The organism is Peptoniphilus obesi ph1 (assembly GCF_000311865.1).
Lineage (GTDB): Bacteria > Bacillota > Clostridia > Tissierellales > Peptoniphilaceae > Peptoniphilus_E > Peptoniphilus_E obesi.
This window is the reverse complement of sequence record NZ_HE978581.1, coordinates 205386-223547: the sequence shown is the minus strand read 5'-3', so window position 1 is coordinate 223547 and position 18162 is coordinate 205386. Positions and strand designations below refer to the sequence as shown.

The following is an 18162-nucleotide window of genomic DNA, read 5'->3' as shown; positions in this document are numbered from 1 at the left end:
CAATGAGTAGAGATCTTAATGAAAAATCAGAAGATTTATCAAAAAATGTTATAATAAAAAAATTAAGGAAAAGAGGTAGGATTAAAGGTAATCTTACTTATGAGGAAATAGTAAATGCCCTTGAAGAGATACCTTTGGATTCAGAAGAGGTTGATCACATATATCAAGATTTTGAAAATGATGGTATAGAACTTCTTGATGACAAAAAAATAGATGAAAAAATAAAAGAATCTGAGGGTAAAGATGACGAAGAAGATGCATCCAAGGAAGATTTAAGCGTTCCTAAAGGAGTAAGCGTAGATGATCCTGTTAGGATGTATTTAAAAGAAATTGGTAAAATTCCACTTCTTACAGGCGAAGAAGAAGTAGAAATAGCTAAAAGAATGGAAGCAGGAGATAACTCTGCTAAAAAAGAATTAGCAGAAGCTAACCTAAGACTTGTTGTATCTATTGCAAAACGCTATGTGGGCAGGGGAATGAGTTTTCTAGACCTAATTCAAGAAGGCAATCTAGGTCTAATGAAAGCTGTAGAAAAATTTGACTATAAAAAAGGTTTTAAATTTTCAACCTATGCTACATGGTGGATTAGACAAGCTATAACAAGAGCAATAGCAGACCAAGCTAGGACAATAAGAATTCCAGTTCATATGGTAGAAACAATTAATAAATTAGTAAGAGTTCAAAGACAATTAGTACAAGAATTCGGAAGAGATCCTTTACCAGAAGAAATCGCAAAAGAAATGAATTTGGATGTTGATAGGGTAAGAGAAATTCAAAAAATTGCTCAAGAACCGGTATCATTAGAAACACCAATAGGAGAAGAAGAAGATTCTCACCTAGGTGATTTTATTCCAGATGATGAAATTCTATCACCATCAGATGCTGCAACATTCACTCTACTTAAAGAACAATTAGATGACGTTTTAACAACTTTAACAGACAGGGAAAAGAAAGTTCTAATTTTAAGATTCGGACTTTATGATGGTAGAGCTAGGACCTTAGAAGAAGTAGGAAAAGAATTTGATGTAACTAGAGAAAGAATAAGACAAATTGAAGCAAAGGCTCTTAGAAAATTAAGACATCCTAGTAGAAGTAAAAAATTGAGGGACTTTTTAGAATGATAAAACTTTCTAAAAGATTAGAAGAGATTGTAAATTTAATAGATAAAAATTCAAAAGTTGCAGATATTGGTACTGATCATGGATTAGTACCAAATTTTCTTGTAGAAAACAATATCTCTTCCTATATAGTTGCTAGTGATATATCAGAAAAATCATTAGAAAAAACCTATGAATTAGTAGACGATAAATATATCGATTCTAAGATTCATTTAAGAGTTGGAAATGGACTAGAAGTAATAGAAAAAAATGAGGTAGACACTGTAATACTTGCAGGTATGGGTGGTATATTAATTTCAAAATTAATAGAAAGAGATTTTGATAAAGTAGAAAATCTGAAAAAACTAATTCTTCAGCCAATGCAAAATCAATATGAATTAAGAGAATACTTGTATAAGAATGGATTTATATTTAATGATCAAAGAATTGTTTACGAAGAAAAAAAGTATTTTGAAATAATGGATGTAAGCTATAAAGGAGAAATCAGTAAAGTTGATTCAATTTTTTATGAACTTCCTTATGAATGCTATAAAAGAAAAGACGAAACTTTTGCAGAATATTTGCTTTATAAAATTAGAAAGAATAAATTTATTTTAAATAAATTAGCACCAGAAGAAAAAACAAAAAGAATAGAAAATAAAATATTAGAGTTAAACGATAAAAATGAAAGGTATGAAAAATTATTATGGGATATAAAATCAGCCAAATAATAAAATTTATTGAAGACTGGGCAAAACCTTCCTACCAAGAAAGTTGGGACAATAGTGGTTGGCAAATACTTACAAAGGATAGAGAAGTTGAAAAAGTTTTACTTGCCTTGGACTTAACTGATAATGTAGTTGATAAAGCGATTAAAGAAGGGGCAAATTTAATAATTACACATCATCCCTTATTTTTTGATTCTGTAAAAAATATCAAAGATGATGATTATATTGGAAATAATATAATCAAACTAATTCAAAACAATATAAGTCTATATTCAGCTCATACTTCAATGGATATAGCAGAAGAAGGCGTAAATGATACTATCTGTGATTATCTGGGATTAGAAAAAATAGCAGGACTTGAAGAAACAGACAAAGGATATTATCTTGGCAATATAGCAAAAAATTCAAAAAACTTATCATTAATAGATATTTATAATTTGTTTGATAAATTATCTGATAAAAATGAAGTAGGAGTTTATGGTAGAGCTAAAGATAAAATTGATAAAATAGCAATTTGTGGAGGATCTGGATTTTCATTATTTGAATCTTTTAAAGAATCTGGAGCAGATTTATTTATAACTGCTGATATTAAACATCATCAAGCCCAACAAGCATATGAAAATGATTTATGTATAATGGACATTGGTCACCACAATGGTGAAAAGTTGATAATAAATAAAATTAAAGATAAGCTAGAAAAAAACTTTTCCATAGAAGTTTTAACTTATTTAAATAATGATTATAAAATAGACATTAATCATATTGAAAATAAATAGAAACAATGTTATTGTTATATGGTAGTAATTCATTCAATCGCTTCTTTTGAAGAGGAAAGTCTGCACTCCACAGAGCAAGGTGCCAGTTAACGGCTGGTGGGGGTGACCCTAAGGCTAGTGCAACAGAGATATACCGCCTGTTTATCAGGTAAGGGTGGAAAGGCGAGGTAAGAGCTCACCGTGATATTGGTAACAATATTGACATGTAAACCCCACTTGGAGCAAGACCAAAATAGGAAAAAACAAATGCTGCTCGCATTTGCCGGTAGGTAGGTCGCTTGAATTTATTGGTGACAATAAATCTAGATAGATGATTGATTAAACAGAATGCAGCTTACAGAATTACTATTTAAATTTAGTATTATATTTTTGGAAAGATTACAAAATGGTTAAAAATATTTTAATAATTTTGTAATCTTTCTTGATTTTTTGTAACTATTTTGTTATAATTTAAAAAGAAAATATAAGAACATTAAATAAGGAGTGTTTATCTTGGATAAGAAATGTAAAAGCTCTTTATCAGTGCTAATCCTTTGTTTAGTTTCACTATTTGGATTAAAGGATACTGGTATATTTATAGCTGATCATGCTCAAACTACATACAGTGGTAATAAAATTTATTTTGAAACTGGAGAAGAAGCCAAAATAATTGATTCATCAGATAAAGGATATCTAGTGGAAAAAGGTAGTGCAAAAGTCACAGTACCACATACGAAAGTTCAACTTACAGAAAAAGTTACTAGAACATATAAAGTTATAAAAAGTACTTCAATAAAAAATGATAAAAATGAAATTGTTAGAAATTTATTTATTGGAGAAGAGCTAGAAGAAATTTCGATGGGTAATGGCTACATACTAGCTAAAACTTCAGACGGAGTTAAAGGAAATGTTTCTTTATTATGTTTAGAATTAACTTCTGAAAATAAAACAAAAGAAGAAGTTAAAGTAGAAAAGAAAGACAATAAAGATACTAAAAATTATGAAATAAAAGCTAGTGGACAAGCCAAAGAAGCTGTTGATCTAGCATTAGATAAATTAGGTTCTACATATGTTTATGGAGATACTGGTAAAGATGGTTATGACTGTTCAGGTTTAATATATGCAGTTTATAAAAATCAATTAGGAATTAACTTACCAAGAACATCTTCTGAACAATCAAAATACGGTAAACAAGTTTCAAGATCAGATTTACAAGCAGGAGATTTAATCTTCTTTAACACAAGTGGTAATGGTGTTTCTCATGTAGGAATTTATATGGGAGACGGAGAATTTGTTCATTCTTCTAGTGGTCAAAAGAAAGTAATTGTTTCAAAACTTAGCGAAAACTATTATGACACTAGATATGTAAATGCAACAAGAGTATTATAATAAAATTAAATTAGGTTACATAAAAAACTCTAAGTTTTTAAACTTAGAGTTTTTTTAATTACTTGAATTCAATTTCTAAACTATACTTTTCTAGCAAGTCATCAATATTTAAAATATCATAAATTGCCTTTTTTGTTTTCTCATCAGCTTTTTCTAACAAACCTTTTTCAATAATTTCATTTTCGATTTTCTTTTTTTGGCTTTTTGAAAAATTGTTATAATCTTCTAACCTGATAGGATTAAATATAGAGTTCTGTTCATCAAATATTTTTAAAGAATCCTCATAAATTTCATGACTAAGTATTTTAGCATGGTCTAGCTTGATTTTTATTTTATTTGAATCTATAGTAACATCCATATCAGCAAGATTTACACCGATATTTACACTTCCATCATATGAGATTATAAATTTCTTTGAAGTAAAAGGAATTTTATATCCATAAAAAGTATTTGAATTTTCAAATTGACCCATATTTGTATAATTGTATTTTACTGTTGTTAATTCTTGGACTGATACCAACTTATTCTTTATTATGTTTGAATCAATTTCTGTTTTTTCTTTAGGTCTAAGGGAAAGTCCTAAAAATAAAAATATACAAATTACAAAAAGTAGTAAAGAAAATTTTTTATAAGAGAATTTTAATATAGTAATTCCTCCTTTGTACAAAACTTGTATTTCAACTTATTTAAATTATACTATAAAATAATGAAGTTTATAAAACATAGATAAATTTATTTATAATTGATATAATATAATTTATTAAAATTAGGAGGTATTTTTATGGAAGAGGGAGCCTTGTGGCCCAAATTTATTTTAATTTTAATACTTATTATAATTAATGGTTTTTTTGCTTCTGCTGAAATGGCAATGGTTTCAGCGAATAAAAATAAAATAAAGGAAAAAGCTGAAAAAGGCGATAAGAGAGCTGAAACTTTGCTTTCTATTACAGAGGATCAAACTAGGTTTTTATCAACAATTCAAGTAGCTATAACACTTGCCGGATTTTTCTCATCTGGATCAGCTGCACTTAGTGTTTCTCAAGTTTTAGGAAATAGTTTATATAATTTTGGAATTCCATATGCAAAAACTATATCGTTTGTGCTTGTTACCTTTTTGCTATCTTATATAACTCTTGTATTAGGAGAACTTGTACCAAAAAGGATTGCACTTAAAGATCCAGAGAAGGTTGCTATTAGGTCAAGTTATATAATTAAATATGTTTCTAAATTATTTTTCCCATTTGTTAAATTGCTTTCTGTTTCAACAATATTTGTACTAAAATTGTTAGGCAAATATTCTGAAGATGTAGAGGAGAAAATATCTGAGGAAGAATTAAAAAGTTATATAAGGGTATCTCAGCAAGCAGGAGTTATAAATTCTACTGGAGAGAAAATGATTGTTAATATCATGGACTTTGATGACAAACTTGCTTATGAAATAATGACTCCAAGAACATCGATTTATATGATTGATATAGATGAATTTAGCACTGAAATGATCTCAGAAATTTTGAAATCTGGATATTCTAGGATGCCTGTATATAAAGATAATACTGACAATATTATAGGTGTCTTATATATAAAAGATCTTTTTGTTGAATATGATAAAAATAACTATGAGCCAATTAAGTTAGAAAATATTATGAAAACACCTTATTTTGTTCCTGAGACAAAGAAAATAGATATACTTTTAAAAGATTTGCAATCAAGTAAAAATTATATTGCATTACTAATAGATGAATATGGTGGATTTTCTGGAATGGTAACAGTTGAGGATATAGTGGAAGAAATAGTTGGAGAAATAGAAGACGAGTATGACTATGATTATCCCGCCATTAAAAAAATTAAAGATAATAATTATATAGTAGACGGTGCCATGACTATAGATGATGTAAATAATCAGTTAAATATTAATTTAAATTCTGATAAGCACGAGACTATTTCTGGTTTAATTATAGAAAAACTGGGCTATATACCAAAGACTAACATTTCAAAAAATTTAAAACTAAATATAGAAGGCTGCATATTATCGGAAATGAAAGTTAAAGATAAGAAAATTTTAAGTACAAATCTTGAACTAACAGAAGAAGCTAAAAAGGACAAAAGATATTGATTATCTAATAAGATAATTGATATCTTTATTTTTTTAAGTTGAAGAGTTAAAGATTAATTGATATTATGAATATGTTTATAGAAAAAAGTTAGGGAGTGTAAATTTGGCTAAAAATTTAGTAATAGTTGAATCTCCAACTAAAGCGAAAACTATTAAGAGAATGTTAGGTAGAAATTATAAAGTTATGGCTTCTGTTGGTCACATTAGAGATTTACCAAAAAGCAGATTAGCTATAGATATAGAAAATAATTTTGAACCTGAATATATTAATATCAGAGGCAAAGGCCCAATAATTAAAGAATTGAAGAAGGAAGCAAAAAATGCTGATAAGATTTTTCTTGCAACTGACCCTGATAGAGAGGGAGAGGCAATTTCTTGGCATTTAGGGAAAATACTAGATATAGATCCAGAAAGTAATTCCAGGGTAGCATTTAACGAAATTACAAAGGATACTATAAAAAGAGAAATGAAAAATCCAAGAAAGATAGACAAAGACCTTGTCGATGCACAACAAGCTAGAAGAGTCTTGGATAGGTTAACTGGTTATAAAATAAGTCCACTACTTTGGAGCAAGATAAAAAATGGATTATCAGCCGGTAGGGTTCAATCAGTAGCTTTAAAAATTATATGTGATAGAGAGCAAGAAATTAGCGAATTTATAACAGAAGAGTACTGGACAATAGAAGCTATTCTTAAAAAATCAAGAAAGAGTTTTGAAGCTAATTATTATGGCCGGATAGAAAATGGTAGTAAAGTAAAAGTTGATATAAAGACTGAAAAAGAAGCTATAGATATTTTAAACAGGATTGATGAAGATAGGTTTGTAATATCGGATTTAAAGAAAGGTAAAAGACAAAAGAAATCTTACAATCCATTTACTACTTCAACCTTGCAGCAGGAAGCATCTAGGAAATTAAATTTTTCTAGTAGAAAAACTATGATGATAGCTCAAAAGCTTTATGAAGGTATAAGTATTCCAAAAGAAGGTCAAGTCGGATTAATAACTTACATGAGAACCGACTCAACAAGGATATCAAACGAAGCTAAGGCTCAAATATCTTCTTATATAAAAGATAACTTTGGTAAAGAGTATCTAGGCTCAAGCTATGTCAAAAAAACCGATAAAAAGATACAAGATGCTCACGAATGTATAAGAACGACTGATGTATTTAGAACACCTTTTCAAATTAAAGACTCCTTATCAAAGGATGAGTACAAGCTTTATAATTTGATTTGGAAAAGAACAGTGGCATCTCAAATGGCAAATGCAGTATATGCAACAATTAATTTGGAGATTTTAAATAATAATGAAATCTTTAAATCTAGTGGATCACAAATTATCTTTGATGGATTTTTAAAAGTCTATGATTACACAAAAGATAAGGATAATATTTTGCCAGACTTAGAAGTTAATGAACAAGTGAAATTAAAATCAATAGATAAAACCCAACATTTCACACAACCACCAGCTAGGTATAACGAGGCTTCTTTAATTAAAAAATTAGAAGAGCTTGGAATTGGCAGACCATCGACATATTCGCCAATAATATCTACTTTATTATCTAGGTATTATGTAGTGGTTGATGAAAAAAGACTTACTCCAACTGAGCTTGGTTTGACAGTAAATGAAGTTTTGTATAAAAACTTTAAAGACCTAATTAATGAAGAATTTACTGCAAATATGGAAGATAGTTTAGACAAAGTTGCAGATGGAGAAATGTACTGGAAAGACTTAATAGCAAACTTCTACGAAAAACTAAAAAAAGATCTTGATGTTGCTGAGAAAAACATACAAAAAGTTGAAATCAGAGATGAAGAAACTGATATAGTTTGTGAAAAATGTGGAAGAAACATGGTCATAAAAATGGGAAGATATGGTAAGTTTTTAGCTTGTCCAGGTTTTCCTGATTGTAGAAATACAAAACCACTTGTTGAAAAGATAGATGTTGCTTGTCCTAAGTGCGATGGGGATATAGTTATTAAAAGAACGAAAAAGGGTAGAAAATTTTATGGTTGCTCAAATTATCCAAAATGTGATTTTGTAAGTTGGAATGAACCAATTGATAGAAAATGCCCAGTTTGTGGAAGTATATTGACTAAATTTAATTCGAGACAGGGCAAGCAAATAAAATGCAGCAATGACAAGTGCAACTACAGAGAGAAAGAAAATGATTCAGAAAAATAATATTGAGCAGGAAATAAACAAAGAATTATCTATAAAATATAGGATTGTTCCATATAAGTTTGACCAAGATAAGATGATTTTTTGGACAGATAAATATTCTTCTAACACAAAAGAAGCCTTAAAGGTCTTGACCAAGAAGAATATAGAATTTAAAGAATGTTCTAGCAAAGACTTATATGATTTGAGGCAAAAATATTATTCTAAAACAGATATATCAAATATCAAATCGATAATTGATGATTTTTCTGACGAGAAAATTTTAAATAAAAGACAAGGTTTTGAAAATAATGATTCAAAGATTATAAGGCTAGTGAATTACCTTTTAGACTATGCAATAGCAAACAAGGCATCAGATATTCATTTTGATGCAGTTGATGGAGCTTCCCTTGTTAGGATTAGAATTGAAGGAATACTAAGAGATTTATTAAAACTTGATAGGTCTCTTAGTAATATTTTAATAAATAGGATAAAAGTTTTAGCTAAGCTAGATTATACAGTGAGAAATATTCCACAAGATGGAAGCTTTAGCTACAAAAAAGATGGAAAAAATATAGATATAAGAGTTGCAGTAGTTCCAACAATTTATTCTGAAAAACTAGTTCTTAGGATTTTAAACAGGGACAATGTTGAATTAACTAGACAAGGAATAGGTTTGCAGGGAAGAAATGCAGAACTTGTGAGTAAACTTATAAGGCAACCAAGCGGACTAATTCTTAGTGTTGGACCGACTGGAAGTGGAAAATCTACAACTCTTATAACTCTTTTAAAAGAATTAAAAAGTCCAGAGATTAATATTATGACTGTTGAAGATCCAGTCGAATACAAGGTAGAAGGCTTTAATCAAATAGAAATTAACGAAGAAAGAGGCTTGGATTTTAATCTAGGATTAAAATCTATTTTAAGGCTTGACCCAGACAAACTCATGGTTGGGGAAATTAGAGACCAAGAAACAGCAAGGACAGCTCTTAGAGCATCTATAACCGGCAGATTAGTTTTAAGTAGTTTACATACCAACGATTCACCTTCCGCCGTATATAGGTTAAAAGATATTGGAGTAGAGGAATATTTAATTTCAGCTGGGCTTATAGGAGTAATTTCTCAAAGACTTGTCAGAAAATTGTGTGATTGCAAAGTAAAAGAAAGAAAATATGTTGAGCTTTATGACGAAACTATGGATATATATAAACCAGGATCTTGCGGTAAGTGCGACATGGGTTACACAGGAAGAATAGCAGTATATGAAATTCTTCTTTTAAATGATAGATTAAAAGAAGCTATAAATTCAGGCATGGGACTTATAGAATTTAAAAGACTTTGCAAAGAAGAAGGACTTATTAGCTTAAAGGAATCCATGAAAGAAATGCTAAAAGAAGGAAGCACATCGCTTGATGAAGTTTACAAAAACATCATGACAATAGGTGAAAAATGATTTATAAATACAAGGCCCTATCCTCTGATGGAAAAGAGTTAAGAGGCCAAATTGATGCTAGCGATAAGAGTCATGCAGCTTTAAAAATTAGAGATTTAGGCTACAGACCAGTTAAAATATCAGAAGCAAACATTTTAAATAAAGACATAGTATTATTTTCAAAAGCCTTTAATGATAAAAATCTACATATATTTCTCTATCAACTATACATATTATTAAAATCAAAAATCCCAATTGACCAAGCAATTTCTCTACTAAAAGATAGTTATAGCAATAAAAGACAAAAAATTATTGCAGATATACATAAAGAAATCATTTCTGGAGAAAATCTAAGCAAGAGCCTGGATGCTAGCGGATCTTTTCCAAAGCTCGTAACTAATATGGTAGAGGTTGGAGAAAATTCATCAAATTTACCTGAGGTTTTAAATAACCTTTCTAAATTTTATAAAAATAAAGTTATTTTTGAACAAAAAATTAAAAATGCTTTAATTTATCCAATTATTTTGATCCTTGTAACTTTTCTTATTTTAAACTTTTTAGTTTTTAATATTTTGCCAAGTTTTGAAGAAGTTTTTAGAGATTCTTCAATGCAACTGCCTTTTTTAACTAGGATTTTGCTTGGATTTTCAAGATTTATAAGAGATAATTTTTTTATAGTTTCTTCTATATTTATTGCTATAATTCTAGCCTTGCTTGTTTACTTTAATTCAAATAAGGGCAAGTCATTTATAGAAAGGTTAAAACTTAAATTTGATTTATATAGGATATTTTTAATATCAAACTTTGTAAATATGATGAGATTTTTATTAAAGTCAAATTTAACGACTGCAAGAGCCATTGAAATAATAGCTGATTCTAATGAAAATGAAAGTCTAAATAAGGATTTACAAAAAGTAAGACAAGATATATATGAGGGTTTATCTTTATCAGAATCATTAAAAAGCTCTAAGATTTTTTCTGATTTTGATATATCTATGATAAAAACAGGAGAAGAGTCTTCTAATATATTAGAAATAATGGATTCAATTTCTGAATACTATGAATATAAACTAGAATTAAAACAAGAAAAATTTATTTCATATTTTGAACCAATTATGATATTAATCTTAGCCGTAATTGTTGGATTTATCGTAATATCAATAGCCATGCCTATGTTTGATTTAATTAATACCATTTAGCCTTAAGGAGGTAACATGAAAAGAAAATTAAAAGCTTTTACCTTGGTAGAACTCGTAATCGTTATAGCAATTATATTAATACTTGTTTCAATAGCTTTGCCAAGATTTAAAAAATCTAATTTAAATGCTCAACTGGCTGCGCATAACTTAAATGTTAAAGAAATAAAAAATGCATCCATTTTATATTTAATGGAACATGAAGATGAAAAAGTATCTAGCATAAGCATAGATGAACTTTCTGATTATTTTGAAGGTAAGCCACCAAAGCCAGCCAAGGCTTATACAAATGACGATTTTACTATAAGCGTTGGAGATAATCAGGAGATAACTGTAAAGCCAGGACTTTTAAAATTAGAGGGCGACAAATTAGTTCCTGATGATAGCAAATGATTTATTTAATTTTTATAATTGGTGCAATAATGGGCTCCTGTATGGGGGCCTTTATTAGTAGAAGAGATAATATAAAATCATTTTTATTTGGAAGATCGGAATGCGAAAGTTGCGGGAAAAGAATAAAATTTTATAATAATATACCAATTTTTTCCTATATTTTTCTCAAGGGAAGATGCCAAGATTGTAATGAAAAGATAGATTTTTCTATATTTTTAATTGAAATTTTTACTGGAATAATAAGTTTAATTATCTATAAAAAATATGGTCTTGGGTTAAATTTTTCTTTGAGAATTTTGCAAGCCTATCTTTTAATCTTGATAGCTTTTACTGATATAAGATTTAAATATATTTATAGTCTAGATGCATATCTTGTATTTTTTCTTGAATTAATTTATAAATACATAAATACTTTAGAAATTAGAGGACCTATTATAGCAAGCCTATTTTTACTTGCTATTTATTACTTAATATACAAATTTAGTGGAGCAATGGGAATTGGAGATGTAATATTGGGAGCTGTTTCTGGATTTTTTGCAAGTGATTTATTCCAAGCATTTATAATTCTTAGAAATAGTTTTATTGTCGCTGCAGTTTTCTCCCTTATTTTTGTAGCTAGTGGATATAAGAAAAGAAAAGATCAAATAGCTTTTTGTCCATATATTGCAATAGCTATTATGGAGGTCATACTTTGAATTTTTATAATAAAGATACTACATATATTATTATCGACGACTTATCTTTTACTATTATTAGCAAGAATTTAAATAAAACTTTTGAACTGCCAAAAGATATTATTAAAAATCTTCTAGTTGAGGATAAGTCTTATTTATTTTATATCTTAAAAAAAGAAATTGAAAATAGCGACATGGATAATTTTATTATAATAAGTCCATCTGATAGATTTATAAAAGTTAATTTAGATATTCCAAAAATTGATGCAGAAGATATTGAATCTATGATTTATTATGAAATTGAAGAAATTATGCCGATTGATATGAATAATTATTCTTACGTCTACAAGGCTAATTATTTGGAAGATAAAATTAATTTAGATATAAGTCTTTTGGAAAAATCAATTATAAAAGATTATTTTGATATTTTTGAAAAACTTGGCAAAAAGCTAAAAGGATTTTATAGTTTAGAAGATATTATAAATGAAAATACTTGCTACTTTTCCCTAAACCACATAGTATTTAAAGACCAAGAAAAATCTGAAAAATTATATTTTGACGAAATATATGAAATTTTAAAAGAATATGATCTTGAATACCTATCTCTTGAAAATATAATAGAAGGAAAGTTTCAAGAATATGACGAAAGCATAAAAGAAGAGATAAAAAATAATTTTACTTTAATTAGTTATAAGAAAATAAACTATTTAAAAGATAATTTTAAGACAGAAAAAGCAAATTTTTTTGGGAATTCTATTTTTGCAGAAGTTAAGGACTTATTATTAAACGATTTTCCAGGATCTAGTTTTGATAATGAAATCAACTTTAATCTAGACCAAGATTATAACTTTATAAAAAATAAAAAAGACAAGAAATTCAAAATTATTCTTGCCGTATTGGCTTTACTAATAGTAAATTTGACTTTTCTTTTATCTTTAAATGCTAATATAAAAAAGGAATATGCAAGAAAAGCTGAACTAGAAAAAACAAATATTGCAGTCCAAAAGAAATTATCAGATTTAGATATAGAAAACATAAAAGATGAAAACAAAAATTTAATCGAAGAAAATGATATAAAAAAAGAAAGTCTGCAAGTAAAAGAAAAAAATAAAGAGCTTATAGATTTATTTCTAGATCTTGAAAACAAACAAAATAATAACTTATTCTTTAATTATTATGAATTAAAAACTGATAGCATATTTTTAACAGGATATACAAACTCTAAAGAAACTTTAGATAATTTTATTAAAGATATAAAATACAAAACTGAAATAAAAGACCTGAGTGTAGAAAATGAAGTCTATAAATTTAGAATAGAAATTTATACAGGAGAAAGCAATTGAATATAGGTAAATTAACCAATAAAGAATTAAATAAATATATTTTTAAAAATTTGAAAATAAAAAGAAAAGAATCTCTCCAAGCATCTGCAATAGGATCAGACACTGCAGTTTTGGATTTTGGAGACGATTTGATAGTTGCATCTGTAGATCCAATAACTGGAGCAAGTAAAGACCTTGGAATTTTAGCAGTAAATGTAGCTTGCAATGATATAGCGTGCCAGGGGGCTGAGCCAGTTGGACTTTTAATATCTGCTTTGATTCCAAAAGATTTTCAAATAGAAGATTTAGGACTTGTAATGAAAGAGCTCGAAGAAGAAGCCAGCAAGTTAAATGTAGATATTATTGGAGGCCACACCGAAATAACAGATGCAGTTAATAAACTTATATTAACAGTAACATCTATAGGAAGAATTGACAGAGATAAACTTATAGATCCAAAATCAACAAAAGAGTCTGATATTGTTTGTATTTCAAAAGATATAGCAATAGAAGGAACATCAATAATTTATAGCGAAAATAAAGAAAAATTAGATAAGATTTTAAATGCAGAAGATAAAAAAGAATTAGATGATTTAAAAGAATTTTTATCAGTATTAAAAGAGTCAAAGATAGCTATGAAGCATGGTGTAAAATATATGCACGATGTGACAGAGGGTGGGATTATTGGTGGACTTGTTGAAACTGCAAATTTTTTAAATAAAAATATCAGCTTAGATAAAAAAGATATACCAATAAAAAATATAAGTTTAAAAGTTGCTGATTATTTCTCAATAGATCCCTATAAACTTATATCGTCTGGTAGTATGATATTTGTATTTAGTGGGGAAGATTTTGAAGCATTTAAAGAAGAGTGCGAGGAAAACAAAATAAAAATCACTAAGATAGGAAAAATTAATGAGGGATCGGGACTTAGTATTTCAAATGAGAAAGAGACTATACAAGTAGAAGAAGTGAGCAAGGATGAACTTTATAAAATTGCAAATAATTGACAATATGCCCATTCTGATGTATAAATTTTAGTAGGAGGGCTTATGAAAAAAATAATTTTATTTTTCTTATTTGTATTTTTACTAGTGCCTCAAAGTGTAGCTGCTAGTTCCACTTTCAATGTAAAAATAAATAATAAGAACACAAAGGTCAATGATGTAAATATTAATATCGATGGAAAAATTTTAAAAACAGACTTTAAAGCATACAATGTGAATGGACGTACTTTTATACCAATCAGAGAAGTAACTGAAAATCTTGGTGCGACAGTAAGCTGGGATAATAAGTTAAAAAGTGCCACAGTAAATTATGGAGATAAAAATCTAGTTTTACAAATAAATTCTAATGTTGTTTATTTAAATGGTAAAAAACAAAAAATTGATAAAAATTCAGTTCCAAGATTTGCCAACTATTCTCAACCAAGAAAAGAATCAAAAACAATGGTACCAATTCGTTTTATTTCCGAAACATTGGGTTATGATGTAGATTGGGATCAAAAAACAAGCACAGTTTTTATCAAAACTATAAAAGGTGATAAAATAGATGCAGAAGAAAAAGAATTGATTAAAGACTCAAAACCTGTAAAAGAATCTTATGGCAATAAAAACAATGAGTTTATTTCTAAAAATGAAAAAAAAGAAATGAACAAAATTGAAAAAAAATCTGACAAAGAAATTTATAAGGCAGCAGGTTTGGATGTTGATGATATAAAAAAAGAAAGAAAAATTACCAAGACAATAAAAGCCAAAGGCAAAGTATCAATACTTATAGATCCTGGACACGGTGGAAAAGATCCAGGCGCAAGTGCAGCATCAGGTTTACAAGAAAAAGAAATCACCTTAGAACTTTCTAGATTACTAAGAGATAAATTTGCAAATGATGATCTAGAAATTGAAATGACTAGAGATAAAGATGAATATGTAAAACTACTTGATAGAGCAGGACAAGCAAATGAAGAAGATTTTGAAATCTTTGTATCAATCCATGTTAACTCGTCTGATAACAGAGATGCTAGTGGTATAGAAGTTCTTTATGCTAGTGAAAAAAATGTTGAAATAAAAGAAGCTGAACAAAAACTTTTAGCTAAGGAAATTTTAGATGCCATAATTAAAGAAACAGGAGCAAAAAGTAGGGGAGTTAAAAACAGACCTGACTTAATAGTTTTAAATAAAACTAAATGTGTATCAGCTCTTGTTGAAGTAGGATTTTTATCAAATCCACAAGAATATGATAAATTGACAGAAGACCAATACTTAGATAGTTTGGCAACTGGAATTTATAAAGGTGTAAAAAGTTATATAGACAAATATGTAGAATAAAAGAGATTTAATCTCTTTTATTTTTTTATTTAAAAGTATTTAATATTTAAAAAGTGGTGTAAAAATTTTGAAATTTCGTAAAATTCTATGAATTTTTATAAATTTCTGTGAAATATTATCACTTTTGAGAAATAAAAAACTTCACTAAATGCTGTAATTCAAGCTATTTTGAATTTCTACAGAATTTAATGAAGTTTCTTAAAATTATGGGGTGGATAGTGGGATTCGAACCCACGACCTCAAGAGCCACAATCTTGCGCCCTAACCAACTAGGCCATACCCACCATGTCTTTAAGTATATTAACAAATTTTTTACTTTAAGTCAAGATTAATTTACTTAAGACTAGTTCAAAGTTTCTAATAACGCTTTCTAGTTTTCTCTTAGTTTTTTTAATGATACTCTAATTAAGATTATTAAACATATAATTTGTATTATCTTAAGTAAAATATTTAAATATTCCAAATTTTCCTTCATTATCTTGCTCCTTAAATATAATTTCTTGTATTCTTAAATTTGTTTTTTAAGAAATTCTTCTAATTTTTCAATTGCTTTTCTTCTATGGCTGATAAAGTTTTTTTCATCATCTGTCATTTCAGCAAATGTCTTATTATATCCTTCTGCCTGGAAGATAGAGTCATATCCAAAACCGTTCTCGCCTCTTTCTTCTCTTGTTATATAACCTTTACAAATTCCTTCAAAGTATTCTTTTTTTCCATCTTCTCCTATGTAAACTATAATTGTTTTAAAATAGGCTGATCTATCTTTTGAATCTTTAAGTTTAGATAAAAGTTTATTTCTGTTGGCTTGATCATCATGATCTCCTGAATATCTTGCAGAGTGTACACCTGGTTCCCCACCTAGTTCTTCTACAAATAATCCAGTATCATCTGCTATTACAGCATTTTTTGTATATCTTTTTATGCTTTCTGCTTTTACTAGTGCATTTTCTTCTAAAGTATCATATTTTTCATCTACTTCTAAGTCTTGGCAACCTATATCTTTTTTAGATAAAATTTCTATTGGAAGATCTTTTATTATTTCTTTTATTTCTCTTATCTTATTTTTGTTATCACTGGATAAAACTATTTGTTTTTTTATTTTATTATTTACCATATTATCTCCTAATTAAATTTCTATATTATACGCAAGAATAAGAAATGCTTATAAATAAATCATAATACAAAACTTATATTTTATGAAGAAAATTATTAATTAAAAAATAAATAGCAAATCATAAAGTGATTAATATATAATCTATCTAAGACTAGTGTTTGACTAGATATTTTAGGCTAGATACTTGACAATATCTATGTCTAGTTATTAAATATAAAAGATGGAGTTCTATGAACTTTATTAAATATGGAGGTAATAAATGAAAATATTATTTGATGCATCAGGTGGAGATAATGCACCTCTAGCAATTATTCAAGGAGCCCTTGATGCAAGAGAAGAGTTTAAAATAGATGCAACTTTGATTGGTGATGAAGAAAATATAAAAAAAGTTGCTTTAGATAATAATATTAACCTAGATTTTGATATTATAGATGCAAAAGAAGTGATTGAAAATACTGATGATCCTGCAAAGAGTATTAGAAGAAAAAAAGATTCTTCTATTGTTAAGGGATTAAATTTATTAAAAGAAAATGAATATGATGCTTTTATATCTTGTGGATCAACTGGAGCACTTCTTGCTGGTGGAATTTTTATAGTTGGAAGAATTGAAAATGTTAAAAGAGCAGTTTTACCAACCTTTTTACCAGCTAAAGATGGAAAAGTCTTATTGATCGATTCTGGGGCTAATATGGATTGTGATGAAGAATTATTATTACAATTTGCAAAGCTTGGTTCAAGCTATCTTGAATCTTTGGGAAATGAAAATCCAAGAGTTGGTCTGCTTAATGTTGGAAGCGAAGAGGGTAAGGGAAATGCCGTTACTAAAAAGGCCTACCAACTTTTGAAAGAATCTGATTTAAATTTTGTAGGAAATATAGAAGCAAGAGATATTACATCTGGAAATTGTGACCTAGTTGTTTGTGATGGTTTTGATGGAAATGTTATTTTAAAAAACACTGAAGGAATTGCAATGTTTTTATTAAAGACAATTCAAAAAACTGGTCTAGAAATTGGGATTGACCAAGTTCAACTTAAACAATTATTAGGAAATACTATGAAAAGTTTGGATTATAAAGAAGTTGGAGGAGTATCTCTACTTGGACTTAAAAATATTATAATCAAGGCACATGGTAGTTCAGATGCTAAGGCTATTAAAAACGCAGTTAAGTCTGCTATTTTTACTAAAGAACATAAAACTATAGAAATTATTAGTGATAAATTTAAGGAGGAAAAATAATGAAAGAAAAATTACTAGAAATTATAGCTGAACAATTTAATAAAGAAGTAGATGAAATAGATGAAAACACATCATTTGTTGATGATTTAAATGCTGATTCAATTGATATTGTTGAGTTAATCATGAGCATTGAGGATGAATTTGATATAGAAATTAATGATGAAGATTTAAAGGACTTAGAAACAATAGCTGATGTATTTAATTATTTGGAAGATTTGGAATAG

17 protein-coding genes, 1 tRNA gene and 1 other RNA gene are annotated in these 18162 nt (G+C 28.0%); 16 read left to right on the top strand and 3 right to left on the bottom strand.

Features of this window, described 5'->3' with window-relative positions; translation table 11 throughout:
- Positions 1 to 2 precede the first annotated feature (2 nt).
- The 5 genes from rpoD (at position 3) to HGPB_RS04710 (ending at position 3969) form a co-directional block, all read left to right on the top strand.
- The gene (gene rpoD, locus HGPB_RS04725; RefSeq protein ID WP_019132551.1) at positions 3 to 1121 is read left to right on the top strand and encodes an RNA polymerase sigma factor RpoD; all 1119 of its coding nucleotides are present in this window, start codon (positions 3 to 5) and stop codon (positions 1119 to 1121) included.
- On the top strand, positions 1118 to 1828 hold the full coding sequence (locus tag HGPB_RS04720; protein WP_019132550.1) for a tRNA (adenine(22)-N(1))-methyltransferase: 711 nt from the start codon (positions 1118 to 1120) through the stop codon (positions 1826 to 1828). Before rpoD ends, HGPB_RS04720 begins: the two co-directional genes overlap by 4 nt.
- Positions 1804 to 2601, top strand: coding sequence for a Nif3-like dinuclear metal center hexameric protein (locus HGPB_RS04715; RefSeq protein WP_019132549.1), 798 nt, complete (start codon positions 1804 to 1806; stop codon positions 2599 to 2601). Before HGPB_RS04720 ends, HGPB_RS04715 begins: the two co-directional genes overlap by 25 nt.
- A gap of 21 nt (positions 2602 to 2622) precedes the next feature.
- An RNA gene (rnpB, locus tag HGPB_RS08490) (RNase P RNA component class A) lies at positions 2623 to 2954 on the top strand.
- Positions 2955 to 3084: 130 nt separating this feature from the next.
- On the top strand, positions 3085 to 3969 hold the full coding sequence (locus tag HGPB_RS04710) for a C40 family peptidase (protein WP_392392329.1): 885 nt from the start codon (positions 3085 to 3087) through the stop codon (positions 3967 to 3969).
- 58 nt (positions 3970 to 4027) lie between these two features.
- Here HGPB_RS04710 and HGPB_RS04705 read toward each other — a convergent pair whose 3' ends face one another.
- Positions 4028 to 4636: a DUF4230 domain-containing protein gene (locus tag HGPB_RS04705; RefSeq protein WP_019132547.1), complete on the bottom strand. Its 609-nt coding sequence runs from the start codon at positions 4634 to 4636 to the stop codon at positions 4028 to 4030.
- A 114-nt stretch (positions 4637 to 4750) separates the two neighbouring features.
- On the opposite strand from HGPB_RS04705, the gene HGPB_RS04700 reads away from it, so the two are divergent.
- The 9 genes from HGPB_RS04700 to HGPB_RS04660 all read left to right on the top strand — a co-directional run bounded on the left by HGPB_RS04700 (position 4751) and on the right by HGPB_RS04660 (position 15587).
- A complete protein-coding gene (locus HGPB_RS04700; protein ID WP_019132546.1) occupies positions 4751 to 6082 on the top strand; it encodes a hemolysin family protein in 1332 nt (443 codons plus the stop codon).
- Between the two features lie 103 nt (positions 6083 to 6185).
- Entirely contained in the window at positions 6186 to 8267 is a 2082-nt protein-coding gene (topA, locus tag HGPB_RS04695; RefSeq protein WP_019132545.1) for a type I DNA topoisomerase, read from the top strand.
- Positions 8251 to 9696: a GspE/PulE family protein gene (locus HGPB_RS04690; protein ID WP_019132544.1), complete on the top strand. Its 1446-nt coding sequence runs from the start codon at positions 8251 to 8253 to the stop codon at positions 9694 to 9696. Before topA ends, HGPB_RS04690 begins: the two co-directional genes overlap by 17 nt.
- Positions 9693 to 10874, top strand: a complete 1182-nt coding sequence (locus tag HGPB_RS04685; RefSeq protein ID WP_019132543.1) for a type II secretion system F family protein — start codon at positions 9693 to 9695, stop codon at positions 10872 to 10874. Before HGPB_RS04690 ends, HGPB_RS04685 begins: the two co-directional genes overlap by 4 nt.
- 15 nt (positions 10875 to 10889) lie before the next feature.
- Complete coding sequence (locus HGPB_RS04680) at positions 10890 to 11264, top strand: prepilin-type N-terminal cleavage/methylation domain-containing protein (protein WP_019132542.1); 375 nt, start codon at positions 10890 to 10892, stop codon at positions 11262 to 11264.
- Positions 11261 to 11959 carry a prepilin peptidase gene (locus HGPB_RS04675; RefSeq protein ID WP_019132541.1) on the top strand — a complete coding sequence of 233 codons (699 nt, stop codon included), beginning with the start codon at positions 11261 to 11263 and terminating at the stop codon, positions 11957 to 11959. Before HGPB_RS04680 ends, HGPB_RS04675 begins: the two co-directional genes overlap by 4 nt.
- Positions 11956 to 13281: a hypothetical protein gene (locus HGPB_RS04670; RefSeq protein WP_019132540.1), complete on the top strand. Its 1326-nt coding sequence runs from the start codon at positions 11956 to 11958 to the stop codon at positions 13279 to 13281. Before HGPB_RS04675 ends, HGPB_RS04670 begins: the two co-directional genes overlap by 4 nt.
- Entirely contained in the window at positions 13278 to 14270 is a 993-nt protein-coding gene (locus tag HGPB_RS04665; protein WP_019132539.1) for an AIR synthase related protein, read from the top strand. The genes HGPB_RS04670 and HGPB_RS04665 overlap by 4 nt, the downstream gene beginning before the upstream one ends.
- Before the next feature lie 42 nt (positions 14271 to 14312).
- Positions 14313 to 15587 (top strand): N-acetylmuramoyl-L-alanine amidase, encoded by a 1275-nt coding sequence (locus HGPB_RS04660; protein ID WP_019132538.1) that lies wholly within the window; start codon positions 14313 to 14315, stop codon positions 15585 to 15587.
- A gap of 207 nt (positions 15588 to 15794) precedes the next feature.
- Here HGPB_RS04660 and HGPB_RS04655 read toward each other — a convergent pair.
- Together HGPB_RS04655 and rdgB are read right to left on the bottom strand one after the other, a co-directional pair.
- A tRNA-His gene (locus tag HGPB_RS04655) sits at positions 15795 to 15871 on the bottom strand.
- A gap of 224 nt (positions 15872 to 16095) precedes the next feature.
- On the bottom strand, positions 16096 to 16701 hold the full coding sequence (gene rdgB / locus HGPB_RS04650; protein WP_019132536.1) for an RdgB/HAM1 family non-canonical purine NTP pyrophosphatase: 606 nt from the start codon (positions 16699 to 16701) through the stop codon (positions 16096 to 16098).
- A 259-nt stretch (positions 16702 to 16960) separates the two neighbouring features.
- On the opposite strand from rdgB, the gene plsX reads away from it, so the two are divergent.
- Both plsX and acpP read left to right on the top strand, forming a co-directional pair.
- Entirely contained in the window at positions 16961 to 17938 is a 978-nt protein-coding gene (gene plsX, locus HGPB_RS04645) for a phosphate acyltransferase PlsX (protein WP_019132535.1), read from the top strand.
- Positions 17938 to 18162 carry an acyl carrier protein gene (acpP, locus tag HGPB_RS04640; protein ID WP_019132534.1) on the top strand — a complete coding sequence of 75 codons (225 nt, stop codon included), beginning with the start codon at positions 17938 to 17940 and terminating at the stop codon, positions 18160 to 18162. Before plsX ends, acpP begins: the two co-directional genes overlap by 1 nt.

Coding starts and splice junctions, on each gene's coding strand:
- rpoD (WP_019132551.1), top strand. CDS start 3: ATGAGTAGAGATCTTAATGAAAAATCAGAAGATTTATCAAAAAATGTT.
- HGPB_RS04720 (WP_019132550.1), top strand. CDS start 1,118: ATGATAAAACTTTCTAAAAGATTAGAAGAGATTGTAAATTTAATAGAT.
- HGPB_RS04715 (WP_019132549.1), top strand. CDS start 1,804: ATGGGATATAAAATCAGCCAAATAATAAAATTTATTGAAGACTGGGCA.
- HGPB_RS04700 (WP_019132546.1), top strand. CDS start 4,751: ATGGAAGAGGGAGCCTTGTGGCCCAAATTTATTTTAATTTTAATACTT.
- HGPB_RS04690 (WP_019132544.1), top strand. CDS start 8,251: ATGATTCAGAAAAATAATATTGAGCAGGAAATAAACAAAGAATTATCT.
- HGPB_RS04685 (WP_019132543.1), top strand. CDS start 9,693: ATGATTTATAAATACAAGGCCCTATCCTCTGATGGAAAAGAGTTAAGA.
- HGPB_RS04680 (WP_019132542.1), top strand. CDS start 10,890: ATGAAAAGAAAATTAAAAGCTTTTACCTTGGTAGAACTCGTAATCGTT.
- HGPB_RS04675 (WP_019132541.1), top strand. CDS start 11,261: ATGATTTATTTAATTTTTATAATTGGTGCAATAATGGGCTCCTGTATG.
- HGPB_RS04660 (WP_019132538.1), top strand. CDS start 14,313: ATGAAAAAAATAATTTTATTTTTCTTATTTGTATTTTTACTAGTGCCT.
- rdgB (WP_019132536.1), bottom strand. CDS start 16,701: ATGGTAAATAATAAAATAAAAAAACAAATAGTTTTATCCAGTGATAAC.
- plsX (WP_019132535.1), top strand. CDS start 16,961: ATGAAAATATTATTTGATGCATCAGGTGGAGATAATGCACCTCTAGCA.
- acpP (WP_019132534.1), top strand. CDS start 17,938: ATGAAAGAAAAATTACTAGAAATTATAGCTGAACAATTTAATAAAGAA.